This is a genomic window from Chryseobacterium sp. KBW03 (genome assembly GCF_003852415.1).
Lineage (GTDB): Bacteria > Bacteroidota > Bacteroidia > Flavobacteriales > Weeksellaceae > Chryseobacterium > Chryseobacterium viscerum.
Window position 1 is genome coordinate 788,098 of the sequence record NZ_QAJO01000003.1, and the last position, 15,964, is coordinate 804,061.

Below are 15,964 nucleotides of genomic sequence, written 5' to 3' on the forward strand. Positions count from 1 at the left end.
CTTTATCTCTTGTGTTTAATTCTGTGTAATTTATACTTTTTATCTTTCTTCTGTCTCAAAATAATACCTGACAATGGAGGAAGCTTTACAGTCATTGATTTCTGATGTCCTCTCCATTCTTCATGTTTTTCTTCCAATATTTCAGGTTCTACGCCGCTTCCGCTGTATTTTTCATCATCGGAACTCAAAACGACTTCCCAGTGGGTCCCTGCAGGAATCCCAATTTTATAATCCAGTACTTTTGGGGCCAGATTCAGGACGACCATCATCATATCATCTCTTTTTTTGCCCTTTCTGAGATACACATATACCGAGTTCTCCATATCATCTGCCTCCACCCATTCAAAACCGTGCTTGTCAAACTGATTTTCATACAATGCTGTTTCCGATGTGTACAAATGATTAAGTTCTTTGACGATTTCCTGCATTCCTTTATGAACAGGATATTTCAGCAAATGCCAGTCGAGGCTTTTTGTAAAGTTCCATTCACTGGTCTGCCCGAATTCATCACCCATAAAAAGCAATTTGGCCCCGGGGTGGGTGTACATATATACATATAAGGTACGCAGGTTGGCAAATTTCTGCCATTCGTCCCCTTTCATTTTATAAATAAGACTTGCTTTTCCATGTACGACTTCATCATGTGACAAAGGCATCATATAATTTTCATTATACATGTACATAGAGGCGAAAGTCAGCTTGTGGTGATGGAACTTTCGATTATCAAAATCTTCTTTAAAATAATCCAAAGTATCATGCATCCATCCCATCATCCATTTCATTCCAAAACCTACTCCGCCATCATGAACGGGTTTTGTAAGCATGGGAAAATCTGAACTTTCCTCAGCAATCGTCATAATAGCGTTTCCGAATTCCTTATAAACCGCTGTGTTGAATTCCTGCAAAAAGGCTTTCGCTTCCAGATTTACATTGTCTCCATAGATATTAGGCTCCCATTCCCCTTCATTTCGTGAATAATCTAAGTGAAGCATAGAAGTTACGGCATCTACACGCAATCCGTCAGCATGATAGCGGTCCAGCCAGAACATCGCATTTGAAATCAGAAAAGATTTCACTTCATTTCTTCCGTAATTGAAAATATGTGATTTCCAATCGGGATGAAACCCTTTTCTCGGATCTTCATGCTCATAGAGATATGACCCGTCAAAACGGTGAAGACCATTAGCATCTCCCGGAAAATGTGATGGAACCCAGTCCAGGATAACGCCTATTTCATTTTTATGAAGTTCTTCAATGAGAAACATCAGATCCTGAGGTGAGCCGAAACGTGAAGTCGCTGCATAAAAGCCCGTAATCTGATATCCCCAGCTTGGGTCATACGGATATTCCATCACCGGCATAAATTCTACGTGAGTAAAACCCATTTCTTCGATATAAGGAACCAGTTTTTCAGCAATATCCCGGTAATTCAGAAAACGGTCAGGATGATCTCCTTCCCTTACCCACGAAGCCAGATGAAGTTCATATACAGATAGAGGAGCTTCCAGCGTATTTTTTTTCCAGCGGTTATCCATCCATTCCTGATCACTCCATTCATACCACGTTGTGGAAACCAATGAAGCCGCCTGGATGTTCTGTTCCCAGCTTGCTGCATAAGGGTCACTTTTCTCCAGGATCTCTCCTCTTGGTGTTTCTATAGCATATTTGTATAATGTTCCCCAGGTTAGTCCTTCAATAAATCCTTCCCAGATTCCTGATTCGTCCCATCTTGGAAACAAAATATGATCTTTATGATTCCAGTTATTAAAATTTCCGATGACGGAAACTTTCTTTGCATTGGGCGCCCATACTGAAAAATACACTCCCTTTACTCCATCTTTTTCTGCAGAATGTGCTCCAAATTTACCATACAGCTTATAGTGTCTCCCTTCTTTGAAAAGATACACATCATGATCGGTGAAAAGCGTGTAGGTTTTAACAGAATTCATCAAGATCGGTTTGTATTTATATTTTGTTTGAAACTACGAAAAATACTGACAACAGCGATTAATTATTCGTCAAATAATTGTCAAGTTAATTTCGGATTTCGTCTATCTATCAAATATATCATTTTTTAACTCACATTTTTTATGATTTCAAAACAATCTTTTTTATAAATTTAGCGCTACATTTTATTAAACACATATGATGAGGTTTGAACTTTATACAGAAGAAAAAGACGACAGACCGGTATTTATCACCGGAAATTTCAACAATTGGAACCCTAAGGACTACAATTTTCAGCTTAAACAAGAGGATTCTCTTCATTATTTTATCGAAATTGAGGATCAGCTCCTTCCTGAAGACATTGAATACAAATTCACAAGAGGAGGCTGGGAGAATGGGGAACTGGATCAATATGGCAATATAACCCCCAACCGGAAAGTAAAAAGATCAGCAGGTAAAGCGTCTGATACTATAAAAAAATGGAGGTTGAACTGGGGACCATTCAAAGAAGAATATTTTCCCACCGCAGAGGTAATTTCCGAAAAATTCTATATCCCGCAGCTTGACCGTTATCGTAAAGTATGGGCACTGCTTCCTTATGACTATCATACTACTGATAAACGTTATCCGGTGCTGTATCTTCAGGATGCACAGAATTTGTTTAATGAAGGAAGTGGGTTCGGGAACTGGGAAATTGACAAAAAACTATCTATCCTTGCAGAATATGGCCGTGGTGATCTTATCATCATCGCGATAGAACATGGCAGCGAAGAAAGAATCAAAGAATATATTTTTGATAACGATCATGTTGCCAACGGCTCTGAAGGCAAAAAATACATCCGATTTATCGCAGATACTTTAAAGCCTTTTGTGGATGAAAATTACAGAACCAAAAAAGACCGCGACAATACCGGAATCGGAGGAAGCTCATTGGGTGCACTAATCAGTATCTACAGCGGATTCCTTTACCCTGAAGTGTATTCCAAATTGTTGATTTTCTCCCCTTCCCTTTGGGTAGAACCGAATAACAACTTCCCCATGATGAACTTCAGGGTTCCTTTTAAAACAAAAATATATCTCTACGGTGGTGGTCAGGAAGGCTCTAAAATGGTCAAAAGGATTCATATTTTTGAAGAATATCTGAAAAGATGGGAAGAGAAAAAGCTTTTTGATTTTGAGTTTAAAACCAATATCAATCCTGAAGGGACCCATAATGAATTTTACTGGTCACAGGAATTCCCAAGAGCTATTGAATGGCTGTTTTATGACAATACGGAAAACCCTGTAGAAGTAAAACCACAACAACAAAGCATTAAAAACTAAGGATACACAATCACTGGATAAAATTCGGGCATATGAAGCTGGTGATTGCGTATGATCTTAGAAAAAAAATAATATCTATTTATGAAACTAATTAATAAAAAAAACAAAAATTACACTCAGGTTTTCCACATCTTCACAGAGGAAGAATGGACTAAAACCAGTAAAAATTTCAATAAAAATATTTCCACTTTTTTCACGGGAAAGAAGTATGAAGTTTTCATCAATGCTCATGAGGAGGGAATTACCTATTTCATCGGATTAGGAAAATCGACATTACAAAACTTCGAAATCCAGCAGGTTGCTGCCAAATTCTCACAGACACAGAAAGAAAAACTGCAGGCTGTTCCTACACTGGCACTGGCAGATTTCATGAATGAAAAACAATTTGAAGAGTTGGTAAAAGGTCTATTGGCTGGAACGTACAACTACCCTTTTGAAAAAACACATGCTTTCTGGAACGCAAAATTTGAATTGCATTTTGAGAATTTAAGCCAAAAGAAATTAGACCATATCAGCCAGAAAACAGAAGCCTTAATTAATGGACAAACCGCTTGCCAGGACTGGCTCAACAAACCTGCTAATCTTAAAAAACCGGATATTTTCAGTGCCTATCTAAAAAATCTGGCTAAAAAACATGAATTAAAATATACGGTCTTCAACAGAAAAAAATGTGAGGAACTTGGACTGGGTGCTTATCTTTCCGTTAATCAGGGAAGTGCCTATGATGCAGCCTTCACTATTTTAGAATATAAAACTACGGTTAAAAATGCCAAAACTTTCGGACTGGTCGGAAAATGTGTACTTTTTGACACAGGCGGTATATCATTGAAAGATTCAACCAATCTGCATTATATGAAGTCTGATATGGGAGGAGCAACAGCTGTTCTGGGAGCATTAATCTATGCTGCGGAAATGGAACTTCCTGTCAATATTGTAGCCGTTCTTCCTATCACAGACAACGCCATTTCCGAAAAAGCACTCATCCCAAGTGATGTTATCAAGGCTTATAACGGAAAGACTATTGAAATCATTGATACCGATGCTGAAGGCCGACTGATTCTTGCCGACGGATTGTCTTATCTTTCTAAAAACTATAAGACCGATTTGCTGATTGATCTGGCTACTTTAACAGGAAGCTCAGTACGAATGTTCGGGGACACTTGTGCCGCGATGTTCTCCAATAATGAAGAATTGAAAAATACGCTTATAAAAACCGGAGACCAAACCAACCAAAGGCTCTGGAACCTGCCTTTATGGGATGTATGGAAAGACGACTTTAAGTCTGATGTGGCTGACATGAAGAACATCTCTCTGAAACCTATCGGAGACTGTATCATTGCCGCTAAATTCCTAGAACAATTCATTGAAAATCATCCCAATTGGGCCCATCTGGATATTGCAGGAGTAGCCTTCGGAAGTGTAGGCTATGCCAAGGAAAAAGCAGCTACCGGTTTTGGAGTTCAATTGCTCGCGGATTTAATCGAAAATTATCACTAAAAATTAGTTTTTTACAAAAAATCTCTGTATAATTGATTAGTGAATTTTCAAAAACGCACGATATCGCATTTTTTAATATTAATAAAATAATAAATAAACGCTTTTATTTTTGAAAATTCACTAAATATTAAAAAACATTATATGGAGAAGAAAACTATTGTGTGTATTTCGTGCTATTACAAAGGCTACGATTTTATGGACGAAATGAAGAATCTCGGCAATAAAATCATCCTGGTAACTTCAGAAAACCTCAAAGAAAAAAACTGGCCCTGGCATGCTATTGAAGAGGTATTTTATATGCCTGAACTCAAACCGTCCGTATGGAATCTGGAACATCTGATTCAGGGGTTTTCCCACCTCATGAAAACCAGAAAAGTAGATGCTGTAGTGGCATTGGATGATTATGATGTAGAGAAAGCAGCATTAATCAGAGAAACATTCCGTATTCCAGGAATGGGACAAACCACTCACCGCTATTTCAGGGATAAACTGGCTATGCGGCAAAAAGCTAAAGATTCCGGAATCAGTGTTCCTGAATTTACAGCTGTATTCAATGATAATGAAGTCAATGAATTTACAGACCTCGTTCCGGCACCATGGGTACTGAAACCAAGATCGGAAGCTTCAGCATCAGGAATTAAGAAAATAACGACCAAAGAACAACTGCATGAAGCGTTAGATATTCTTGGAGAAGAACGCCATCTTTTTTTACTGGAAAGTTTTAAACCAGGAGATGTTTACCATGTAGACAGCCTGACTTTCAATAAAGAGATTGTATTTACTTCTGCTTCAAAATATCTGGCTCCGCCTATGCAGGTTTCGCACGAAGGAGGTGTATTCCGTTCCAAGACTCTGGGAAGGTACTCTGAAGAATTTAAAGCGCTGGAAGAAATTAATGCCAAAGTCCTTTCCAATTTTGGGCTTATCAATGGTGCCACTCATACAGAATTTATCCGTGGAAAAGAAGATGGAAAATGGTACTTCCTTGAAACGTCATCAAGAGTTGGCGGTGCTCACATTCCCGATTTGGTGGAGGCTTCAAGCGGAATTAATATCTGGAGGGAATGGGCTAAAATTGAAGATGCTCTTTTAAGAGGCAATCATTACAGTATCTCACCTCCTACAGGATATTATTCCGGGCTGATCGTTGCCCTGATTAAGGATAAAGAACCCGATTACAGCAATTTTGAATGTGAGGAGGTCGTGAAATTCCTTCCGATAGATTATCATGTCGGGATTGTTTACAAATCCAGTGATGCCTCCGTCATACAGGACAGGCTGGATTCTGCCGCAGAAATGATTCATGCAGATATGCTGAACATTCTGCCTCCCAAAAGCAACAAGCTTACTTCCTAGATCATGAAGTCTAATATTGACATCAAAAATGTTATTGAATTCATAATATATAATCTTCCAGAAGAATCCATTCTAAAACGTAACTTAGAAAACATAAGTTCCGGAAAATGGCATAACAAAGCATATTATCAGTTCGTTGACTCTCATAATGCCAATACACCGGGCTCAAAATGGATTTTTAAAGAAAATATCATTCTGGAACATCCAAAATTAGGAACCCTGGTACTGGATGTTTTAGAAAAAGATCAACCTTGAGGAATTGAATTTATCAATTTAATATAAAACACAATAGTAAAAACTAAATAAGGAAAAATGCCTCACATAGAACATACAGAATATTATTCCAATATATTGGGAACAAGTCTCCAGGTAGAGGTGACCGGGCACTACGGTCATCCTATCATCATGTTTCCTACTTCTCAGGGACAATATACCCAGAACCACGATTTTCATCTGAACGGAAGCATCAACTGGTTTATAGAGCAAGGAAAAGTAAAACTTTACAATGTACAGACCATCGACAAATGGAGCTTTTATGATGACAATATATCTCCTCAGCAAAGAATAAGAAACTATGAACGATATGTACAATTCCTGATCAAAGAATTTGTGCCCTACATTCAGAAACTTCATAAGACCCATCGTGTGGCGGTTGCCGGAGCCAGTTTCGGAGGATATCACGCCGCCAACTTTGCTTTTAGATTTCCTGATGTGGTTTCTCATCTTTTTTGCCTTTCAGGGGCATTCAGCATAAGAAATTTCATGGATGGTTATTCTGATGAGCTGGTATACTTCAACTGTCCAAGAGAGTTTATAAGAAATGATGAAGCATGGAAGTACAAACACATGCATATTGTATTAAGCACCTCTGATCAGGATATCTGTAAAGAAAAAAATGTTGAAATGGCGGAGATCCTAAGGGTAAAAGGCATAGACTTCTGGTATGATGAAAGAAAATGGATCGGCCACGACTGGCCTTTGTGGAGAATGGTTTTCCCTACCTTCATAGGAGCCTTTTTCTCTTAAAAACAATAGAAAAGACAAATAGAAAAAAATATACACTCACCTTAAAAAACAAAAATTATGACAAAAAAAGTAGGAATTCTTTTCGGTATGGAAGACACATTTCCCTGGGCATTTATAGACAAAGTAAATGAGCTGGGAGGCGGAGATATCATAGCTGAACCTGTTCATATTGATAAATTAGAACAGGGTGCAGATTATGGCTATGCAGTAATCATCGACAGAATTTCACAGGACGTTCCCTTTTACAGAGCCTATCTTAAAAATGCAGCACTTAACGGTACTTATGTAATCAACAATCCTTTCTGGTGGAGTGCTGATGAGAAATTTTTCAACAATGCCCTGATGTCCAAACTGGGAATTCCACTTCCTAAAACGGTTTTGCTTCCTTCGCACGAAAGACCTGAAAATACTTCTGAAACTTCATTTAGAAACCTGAAATTTCCGCATGACTGGGAATATATTTTCAATTATGTAGGTTTTCCTGCTTATATGAAACCTCATGATGGCGGAGGCTGGAAAAGTGTTTACAGAGTTGAGAATCCGGATGATCTTTGGAACAAATTAGGAGAAACAGAGCAGTTGGTCATGATGGTACAGGAAGAAATTGTCTTTGATGATTATTACAGAGTTTACTGTCTGGGCAGGAAATATGTTCACATTATGCCTTATGAGCCTAGAAATGCCCCTCATTTAAGATACGCTACCACCCATCAGACACAGGGTGAAGAGCTCAAAAAATTATTGAAAACGATTCATGATTATACGATTACTATGAATGAAGCTTTGGGATATGATTTCAATACAGTAGAATTTGCTGTAAGAGATGGTATTCCTTATGCGATCGATTTTTGTAATCCGGCTCCGGATGCAGACAAAAATTCTGTAGGAGAAGAAAATTTTGCGTGGATCATAGAACATGCTGCAAAACTAGCTATCGAAAAAGCCAAAGAATATGTTCCGGGGAAACCCAATATTACCTGGGGTACTTTCGTGAAAGATTCCATAAAATAATATTAAAAAACAAAAAACACAAGAAGAATGCATCAGTTTACTATTGGAATTGAAGAAGAATATCAGATCATCGATGTAGAAAGCAGAGATCTGGTTTCTCATGTTTCAAAAATCATTGAAGGAGGCAAAGCGGTTTTAAGTGAAAATTTAAAGCACGAAATGCACGAATCTATGATTGAAATGGAAACCGGGATCTGCCAGAATATTCAGGAAGCCCGAGCAGAATTAACAAATTTAAGGCGACATCTCATCAATATCGCCCATGAACAGGGACTGCGTGTTTCCGGAGGAGGCACCCATCCATTTTCTCACTGGTCGGAAAACAATATCACTCAGGGAGAAAGATACATCAAAATCGTAGATGATATGGGAGATGTAGCCCGTGAAAATCTTATTTTCGGACTGCATGTCCACATCGGAATTCCAAACCGTGAAGAAGGCGTGAGAATTCAGAATGTAATGCGTTATTTCCTTCCTCACGTGTATGCCCTTTCTACGAATTCACCATTCTGGATTGGAAGATACACCGGCTTTAAATCTTACAGGCAGGAAATCTTCGTAAAATTCCCGAGAACCGGTATTCCAAGTTATTTTAACTCTCTGGGGGAATTCGACAGCTATGTTGACCTTCTTATAAAGACAGGAACCATAGACAATGCTAAGAAAATCTGGTGGGATTTACGCGTACACCCTTTCTACCCTACGATTGAATTCAGAATCTGTGATATGCCGTTAAGGATTGATGAAACCGTATGTCTTGCGGCAATCATGCAATGTTTAGTTGCTAAAATCTATAAACTTCACCAGCAAAATCTTAGTTTCAGAAGCTACAGAAGGCTGTTGCTGAACGAAAATAAATGGCGCGCTTCCAAAAGTGGTATCGAAGCTCATCTGATCGATTTCGGAAAAGAAGAATCTGTTCCTTATCCTCATTTGTTAAAAGAACTTTTAGAGTTTATTGACGATGTGGTAGACGAGTTAGGATGCCGTCATGAAGTTGAGTATGCCTGGAAAATTCTTGAAAACGGAACGGGTGCAGACAGACAGCTTCAAATCTTTAAGGAGACTGGTGATCTGAAGAAAGTCGTTGATTATATGATCTCTGAAACAGAGTATGGCATAACACATGGTGAAAATGCTTCATAATATTTTTGGTAACTTTACAAAAAATATGATGTAATGAAAGATATTCGAATTGCTCTGCTGGACATGAACAATAATCATGTGAATCAAGGTTTTAGAAACATTAAAGAAATTTCTGAAGCATTTCAGCAGAACTCTGAAGAAAATGTTGTCATCAAGACATTTGATGTGAGATTTAAAGATGAAATGCCGGAAATTGGAGACTTTGATATTTTTATTTCTTCAGGCGGACCGGGAGATCCACACCGTGAAGGGCTGGCTTGGGAAGACCGATTTGCTCATTTTTTAGATGCCGTTTTTGAACACAATCAATACAGCGAAGATAAAAAATACCTTTTCCTTATCTGCCATTCATTTCAGCTGGCAAGTATTCACTGGAAACTGGGTAATATCTGCAAAAGAAAATCTTATTCTTTTGGAGTAATGCCTGTTCATAAAACGGAGGAAGGGCGAGAAGAATTTTTATTAAAAAATCTTAAAGATCCTTTTTATGCCGTAGACTCCAGAGCCTACCAGTTTATTGAGCCGGATCATGACCGTTTGGAAGAACTGGGAATGACCGTGATGGCGATTGAAAAATTCCGTCCTCATATCAATCTGGAAAGAGCCGTAATGGCAGTTCGTTTCTCCAATGAAATTTTTGGTACACAGTTTCATCCTGAAGCTAATCCTGAATCTCTGATTGAAAATCTGAAAGATGAAAAAAACAGAGAAGCGATGATCGAAAATTTCGGAATGGAAAAATATCTTGAAACCATGGACAGAATAGATGATGAAGACAAGATTATCCTGACCAGAAATCAGATTCTTCCGAGATTCCTTCAGTTTGCAAAAAAAAACATCTTGAAAGAAGCTGAATCTTTAGTCTGAAAAGAAAAAAGGTTTATAAAAATACTGAAATCGGGCAGAAATGCTCGATTTTTTAACATCACAAAGAAAAAAATATGATCCCAAAATACAGAAAACAATTTAACCAGGAGTTTTCACAAGAAAAATACAGTCAATTAAAAAATATACTGGCAGAAAAAGGAGGGACAGAACCTACTTTCAGAGTTTCAGAAAGCCCTATTTTTTTGACTAAAAAATTTGAAAGCCAGCTAATTGAAGCCAGTGAAAGCATTATCAGCCAGATTAAAGCGCTTCCTGCAGAAACACTTCAGAAAGCCATTCCTGACAATTGCAGAGTTCCCAATGATACCCATCAACCTCATTTTTTCACCATAGATTTTGGAATCTGCAAAAATGAAAACGGTGAAATAGAACCTCAGCTGATAGAACTTCAGGCATTTCCTTCTCTGTATGCTTTCCAGAAAGTATATGAAGAAACGTATTGTGAAGTCTATCCTTTTATCTCAGAAATCAAAAACCCTATGCCTCGTGAAACGTTCAAAAATTATTTGAAGGAACTCATTGTAGGCGATGAAAATCCTGAAAATGTCATCTTGCTTGAAATCTTCCCGGAAAGACAGAAAACAGCCATTGATTTTGCTCTGACAGAGAAATTACTGGGAATCAAAACAGTATGCCTTACCAAGGTAAAGAAGGAAGGCAAGAAGCTGTATTATGAAAATAATGGAAAACTGACTGAAATCAAGAGAATTTACAACCGTGTTATATTTGATGAACTGGACAACATTCCTGATCTAATCACAGAGTTTGATTTCCGTGAAGAAGTTGATGTAAAATGGATTACCCATCCCAACTGGTTCTTTAAAATCTCAAAGTTCCTTTTGCCATTGTTACAGCATCAGTTTGTTCCAAAGAGTTATTTTTTGCATGAGTTTCCCAACAACGAAAACCTTCAGGATTTTGTGTTAAAGCCTTTATTCTCCTTCGCAGGAAGCGGTGTTGATTTAAATCCTACAAAGGAAATTACAGATTCTATTCAGGATAAGGAAAATTATATTTTACAGAGAAAAGTGCATTATGCGCCTATTTTTGAAGATACCAATGGAGAGTTTTCAAAAGCAGAGATCCGTTTGTTGTATATTTGGCGGGAAAATGATGAACGTCCTATCCTATTGGAAAATTTGGGGAGAATGACCAAAGCTGCAATGGTAAATGTGGATTTCAATAAAAAAGATGCGATCTGGATCGGAAGCTCAAATGTTTTTTTTGGATAAAATAACTTTAAAAACTAATATACACATGGAAGAAAGGTCAACACCTTTTGAAGAATTTGACACCCCAAACAATTTTACAAGAAGAAGAAATTTATTACCTGTATGGATTAAAATTTTCTTATGGATCTTTTTAATTGGAGGAGCAATAGCTGTTATTTTGTTGATGGCAGGCCCTTTTTTATCTCATACTGACTTATCATTATATGGAATAAATGCCAACCATTCTTATTCAATGACAGGTCTTTTGATCTCTAGCTTGTTTATCTACAAAGGTATTGTTGCTTATGGACTTTGGTTTGAGCAAAAATGGGCAGTACAGGCAGCAATAGTTGATGCGATCATAGGTATCGCTATTTGCTTAATCATGATGGCTATCATCCCATTTACGGTTCCCAATATTAATTTCACCCTTAGATTAGAGCTTATTCCGCTGTATTTTTATCTTGTTAAAATGCAGAAAATAAAGACCATCTGGGAAAACTCATAAAATAAAACCTCCGAAATATCGGAGGTTTTATTTTTTATTTATTCTTATGATCTGTCATGAATTTATCTGTCTAATATAAACAACTATTTATCAGCTCATTTTCTTTCTAATTTGTTAAATTCCCAATCATCAACCCATCACAAAACCCTATACAGAAAAGGCTTTGAAGCTCTATCAGTAGTGATTTATTATATGTCTATTGTATCTTTGTGCTGTGGAAAAAATGATGTGAGCGCCCTATTCTATTTGGAAACTCTTAGAGAAAAACCAAAATTGTGATGGGTTAATGTGGGTTTTAGCAAGATGATTCAATAGGATGGGAAGTTCTAAAGTTTTTTTTACAAAAGCTAAAATTTAACTATTAGAATGAACAGAAAAACATTTATTCAAAAATCTTTTCATGGATTTTTATATGCCGGATTAGGTACCACTTTGCTCTCTTGCATACAGGATAATTTTAATGATGAGGTCAATAGGTTCAACAATGATGATTAATTAAAAAAGAGATTCAAGCCGATTTACATAATTAATGAGAGTTCTGATATCAAAGGAAGAAAATCAAAATCAGTAAATTTTGACAGAAGAAAAGTTATCCTTATGGAATTTGTAAGTCTTGGATATATTACCTTAAATGAGTCTATCAGTGAAACTAATAAAACCAATAAGAATTTAAAAATAATGAAGTTGAATGAAATCCTGACGGAACTATTACTAACACTCAAACAACCTGCCCTTAAGTCATGAAAAATACATTTACTTTCATTCTACTGATAACTCTAAGTTTCTTTTATAAAATGAATGCACAGGAAAAAGTATCCTCAAAGCAAACTATAGGGACATTTGAGGTTAAAAAAAATAATTATATCGAAAAAAAAGTTAAGGACCTATTAAAAGACTTAAAATTGGATATTCAACTGGTTACTTTTGGAGGAGGTTCACCTGAAGCCAATAACTTTATCACAATAAGGTTTATTGATGATATCAGAAATTCTGATAAAAATGCAAAATCGGCCAAAATAACACTTTTCATTAAGGAACATGATAGTATCACTAACAAGTTATTCCAAAGTACTTCCGGCCTCAAAAAAAGAATTAAGAGAGACAATGTAAAATATAAGACCAATGAAGATATTTTAAAAGGATATGAAAATCTTACTATAATAGAAATTTATGCTAATTCTGATAAAAACTAAGTTGGTATTTTCAATATCAGTAGATAAAAGAATCGGCTGAACCTTTGGTTCAGCCGATTCTTTTATTATATATTCTTATCGTCTTCCAATAATTCTCTTGCCTGATATTCCTGTACCAGATCAATTGCATTGGAAATAACATCACTTAGAGCCGTAATAAACGTTCCTTCTTCTGCCATTCCCATAGCATGTTTTAATGCTTCTATTTCCTTTGGAATAATCTCGTAGCTTACATCTTTTCCTGCAGACTGCATTCCTTCGATAATCAATCCATTGATTTCCTCTTCGGTTCTTCCACGAAGATGTTTTTCGTTTCGGATGATGATATGATCAAACATTCTTCCTGCAATCTTTCCGCATTCTCTGATATCGCTGTCTCTTCGGTCTCCAACACCGGAAATAATACCGATTTTCTTCGTAGACTCTACATTTTTCAGATAATCTTCAATCGCTTCGTATCCTGAAGGATTATGAGCAAAGTCGATCAGAACTTTAAAGTTTTTAAATTTAAAAACATTCAGTCTTCCCGGCGTAAGCTGAGCACTTGGGATAAAGGTTCTCAAAGAATTGGAAATATCTTCAATCCCGAATCCATAAAGGTAGCTCGCCAAACTCGCCGCCAATACGTTTTCAATCATAAATCTTGCCTTCCCTTCCATCGTAATCGGGAAATCTTTGGCTTTTCCTATTCTGATCTTCCAGTCTCCTTTTTTAATGGTGACAAAACCTTCTTCATATACGCAAGTGATTTTTCCTTCTTTCGCAAATTTTACGATATGAGGATTATTTTCATCCATACTGAAGATCGCAACATTAGAATCAAGATCATTGATGATCCTCATAGAATATTCGCTGTCTGCATTCAGTACACTCCAACCACTTTTCTTTACGCTGTCCAGAACTACCCTTTTTACTTTGGTAAGATCTTTTAAATTGTGAATATCATTCATTCCCAAATGATCCTCCTCAATGTTGGTAAGAACTCCGATATCACATTGTGAAAAACCAAGTCCGGAACGTAAAATTCCTCCTCTGGCAGTTTCCAGAACCGCAAATTCTACCGTAGGGTCTTTTAAAATAAATTCTGCAGAAATAGGTCCTGTAGTATCGCCTTTTGTCAGCATCGTATTCTGAATATAGATCCCATCCGAAGTCGTGAATCCTACTCTATAGCCGTTGCTTTTTACAATATGTGAAATAAGCCTTGTCGTGGTTGTTTTACCGTTGGTTCCCGTCACCGCAATGATTGGAATGGTAAAGGGTTTTCCCTGCGGATAAAGCATATCCACTACCGGAGCAGCTACATTTCTTGGTAATCCTTCGCTTGGCGCCAGGTGCATTCTGAATCCCGGTGCTGCGTTAACTTCTATGATCGCTCCGCCACTCTCTTTCAGAGGTTGTGTAAGGTTTTCCGCCATCACATCAATACCACAGACATCCAGACCAATAATTTTGGAAATCCTTTCAGCCATTGTGATATTTTCCGGATGCACCATATCTGTTACATCAATGGATGTTCCCCCCGTTGAAAGATTGGCTGTTGATTTCAGGTAAACCACTTCTCCTCTTTGAGGAATCGTTTCCAGTGTGTAGTGAAGCTTCTCAAGCAGCTCCAATGTATCTTTATCTACCTCAATTTCGGTAAGGACATTTTCATGACCATATCCTCTTCTTGGGTCTTTATTTTCTTTTTCAATAAGCTGCTGAAGATTAAGTTCACCATCTCCTACAACATGAGCAGGAACCCTTCTTGCCGCTGCCACCATTTTATTATTGATGACCAGGATACGGAAATCATAGCCTGTAATATATTTCTCAACAATTACTTTTTTGGAATATTTCTGAGCATGCTCCAGGCCTATTTTAGCAGATTCCCAGTCGTTGACATTAATGGACGAACCTTTTCCGTGATTTCCATCCAAAGGTTTTAAAACAATAGGATATTCTATTTTCCTGATCACAGCATTCAATCCTTCTTCGTCAACTATCAGGTCTCCAATCGGAACTGGAATAGCAGCATCATGAAGCATTCTCTTAGTCAATTCTTTATTACATGCGATATCCACCGCAATAGAACTTGTTTTTCCGGTAATAGTAGCTTGAAATCTCTGTTGATTCACTCCATACCCTAATTGTACCAGGGAATTTGTTCCTAACCTGATCCATGGGATTTTTCTGGAAGCAGCTTCTTCCACAATACTTCCTGTAGAAGGTCCCAGGCGGACACGTTCTCTGATCTCTTTTAATCTGTGAATGCATGCATGCATATCATACTCTTTCCCTTCTACAATAGCGGCCGCAATTTTCACTGCTTCTTCCGCAGCATAAATACCGGCATTTTCTTCAATATAATTGAATACTACGTTATACACTCCCGGAGTTTTTGTTTCACGGGTTCTTCCAAACCCTACATCCATTCCTGCCAGGGTTTGTATTTCCAAAGCAATATGCTCAATGACATGCCCCATCCAGGTTCCTGTTTCCACTCTATGGAAAAAGCCTCCTTCTACTCCTTCCGAGCATCGATGGGTAATCAATGAAGGAATTAATTTTTCAATCCTTTCGCGGAAACCTTCTATTTTATTGGTAGGATAATCCTCCATTTCTTCTAAGTCCAACCTCATCTGTATCAGCTTCTTTCTTCTGATGCTCCAGATGTTAGGACCTCGTAGTGCCTGAATCTTTTCGATTTTCATAGTCTATTGGCATTTTAACAGTTAACAATAACTCCTTTCATAGCCAAAGATAATGTAAAACCCTAAATGAAACCATAGGTAAATTAAAGATTTATTAAAAAAATATTAATTTCCATTAACATTTCTAAATCATTAAAAATCAATTAAAGATGGCATAAAATT

At 37.3% G+C, this 15,964-nt stretch carries 13 protein-coding genes; 11 read left to right on the forward strand and 2 right to left on the reverse strand.

From position 1 onward, the window contains the following. Positions 1-2: 2 nt before the first annotated feature. Positions 3-1,949 carry a 1,4-alpha-glucan branching protein GlgB gene (glgB, locus tag DBR39_RS07520; protein ID WP_185147148.1) on the reverse strand — a complete coding sequence of 649 codons (1,947 nt, stop codon included), beginning with the start codon at positions 1,947-1,949 and terminating at the stop codon, positions 3-5. Positions 1,950-2,145: 196 nt separating this feature from the next. On the opposite strand from glgB, the gene DBR39_RS07525 reads away from it, so the two are divergent. The 11 genes from DBR39_RS07525 (at position 2,146) to DBR39_RS07575 (ending at position 13,106) form a co-directional block, all read left to right on the forward strand. Further along, complete coding sequence (locus tag DBR39_RS07525) at positions 2,146-3,270, forward strand: alpha/beta hydrolase (protein ID WP_228447787.1); 1,125 nt, start codon at positions 2,146-2,148, stop codon at positions 3,268-3,270. An 81-nt stretch (positions 3,271-3,351) separates the two neighbouring features. Next, positions 3,352-4,767 (forward strand): leucyl aminopeptidase family protein, encoded by a 1,416-nt coding sequence (locus tag DBR39_RS07530; RefSeq protein WP_124531877.1) that lies wholly within the window; start codon positions 3,352-3,354, stop codon positions 4,765-4,767. Between the two features lie 141 nt (positions 4,768-4,908). Then, entirely contained in the window at positions 4,909-6,123 is a 1,215-nt protein-coding gene (locus tag DBR39_RS07535) for an acetyl-CoA carboxylase biotin carboxylase subunit family protein (RefSeq protein ID WP_124531879.1), read from the forward strand. 3 nt (positions 6,124-6,126) lie between these two features. After that, positions 6,127-6,378 (forward strand): hypothetical protein, encoded by a 252-nt coding sequence (locus DBR39_RS07540; protein WP_124531881.1) that lies wholly within the window; start codon positions 6,127-6,129, stop codon positions 6,376-6,378. A 57-nt stretch (positions 6,379-6,435) separates the two neighbouring features. Beyond that, complete coding sequence (locus DBR39_RS07545; protein WP_124531883.1) at positions 6,436-7,149, forward strand: alpha/beta hydrolase-fold protein; 714 nt, start codon at positions 6,436-6,438, stop codon at positions 7,147-7,149. A 57-nt stretch (positions 7,150-7,206) separates the two neighbouring features. After that, entirely contained in the window at positions 7,207-8,160 is a 954-nt protein-coding gene (locus DBR39_RS07550) for a RimK family alpha-L-glutamate ligase (protein ID WP_124531885.1), read from the forward strand. 27 nt (positions 8,161-8,187) lie between these two features. Then, on the forward strand, positions 8,188-9,306 hold the full coding sequence (locus DBR39_RS07555) for a carboxylate-amine ligase (RefSeq protein ID WP_103234824.1): 1,119 nt from the start codon (positions 8,188-8,190) through the stop codon (positions 9,304-9,306). Positions 9,307-9,339: 33 nt separating this feature from the next. Continuing rightward, complete coding sequence (locus DBR39_RS07560) at positions 9,340-10,173, forward strand: type 1 glutamine amidotransferase (protein ID WP_124531887.1); 834 nt, start codon at positions 9,340-9,342, stop codon at positions 10,171-10,173. A gap of 74 nt (positions 10,174-10,247) precedes the next feature. Beyond that, a complete protein-coding gene (locus DBR39_RS07565) occupies positions 10,248-11,426 on the forward strand; it encodes a hypothetical protein (protein ID WP_124531889.1) in 1,179 nt (392 codons plus the stop codon). Then, a complete protein-coding gene (locus DBR39_RS07570) occupies positions 11,419-11,913 on the forward strand; it encodes a hypothetical protein (RefSeq protein WP_228447788.1) in 495 nt (164 codons plus the stop codon). The genes DBR39_RS07565 and DBR39_RS07570 overlap by 8 nt, the downstream gene beginning before the upstream one ends. 740 nt (positions 11,914-12,653) lie before the next feature. Beyond that, positions 12,654-13,106 carry a hypothetical protein gene (locus tag DBR39_RS07575; protein ID WP_124531893.1) on the forward strand — a complete coding sequence of 151 codons (453 nt, stop codon included), beginning with the start codon at positions 12,654-12,656 and terminating at the stop codon, positions 13,104-13,106. Positions 13,107-13,171: 65 nt separating this feature from the next. On the opposite strand, the gene cphA is transcribed toward DBR39_RS07575, so the two are convergent. After that, positions 13,172-15,802, reverse strand: a complete 2,631-nt coding sequence (cphA, locus tag DBR39_RS07580) for a cyanophycin synthetase (protein WP_124531895.1) — start codon at positions 15,800-15,802, stop codon at positions 13,172-13,174. Positions 15,803-15,964 lie beyond the last annotated feature (162 nt).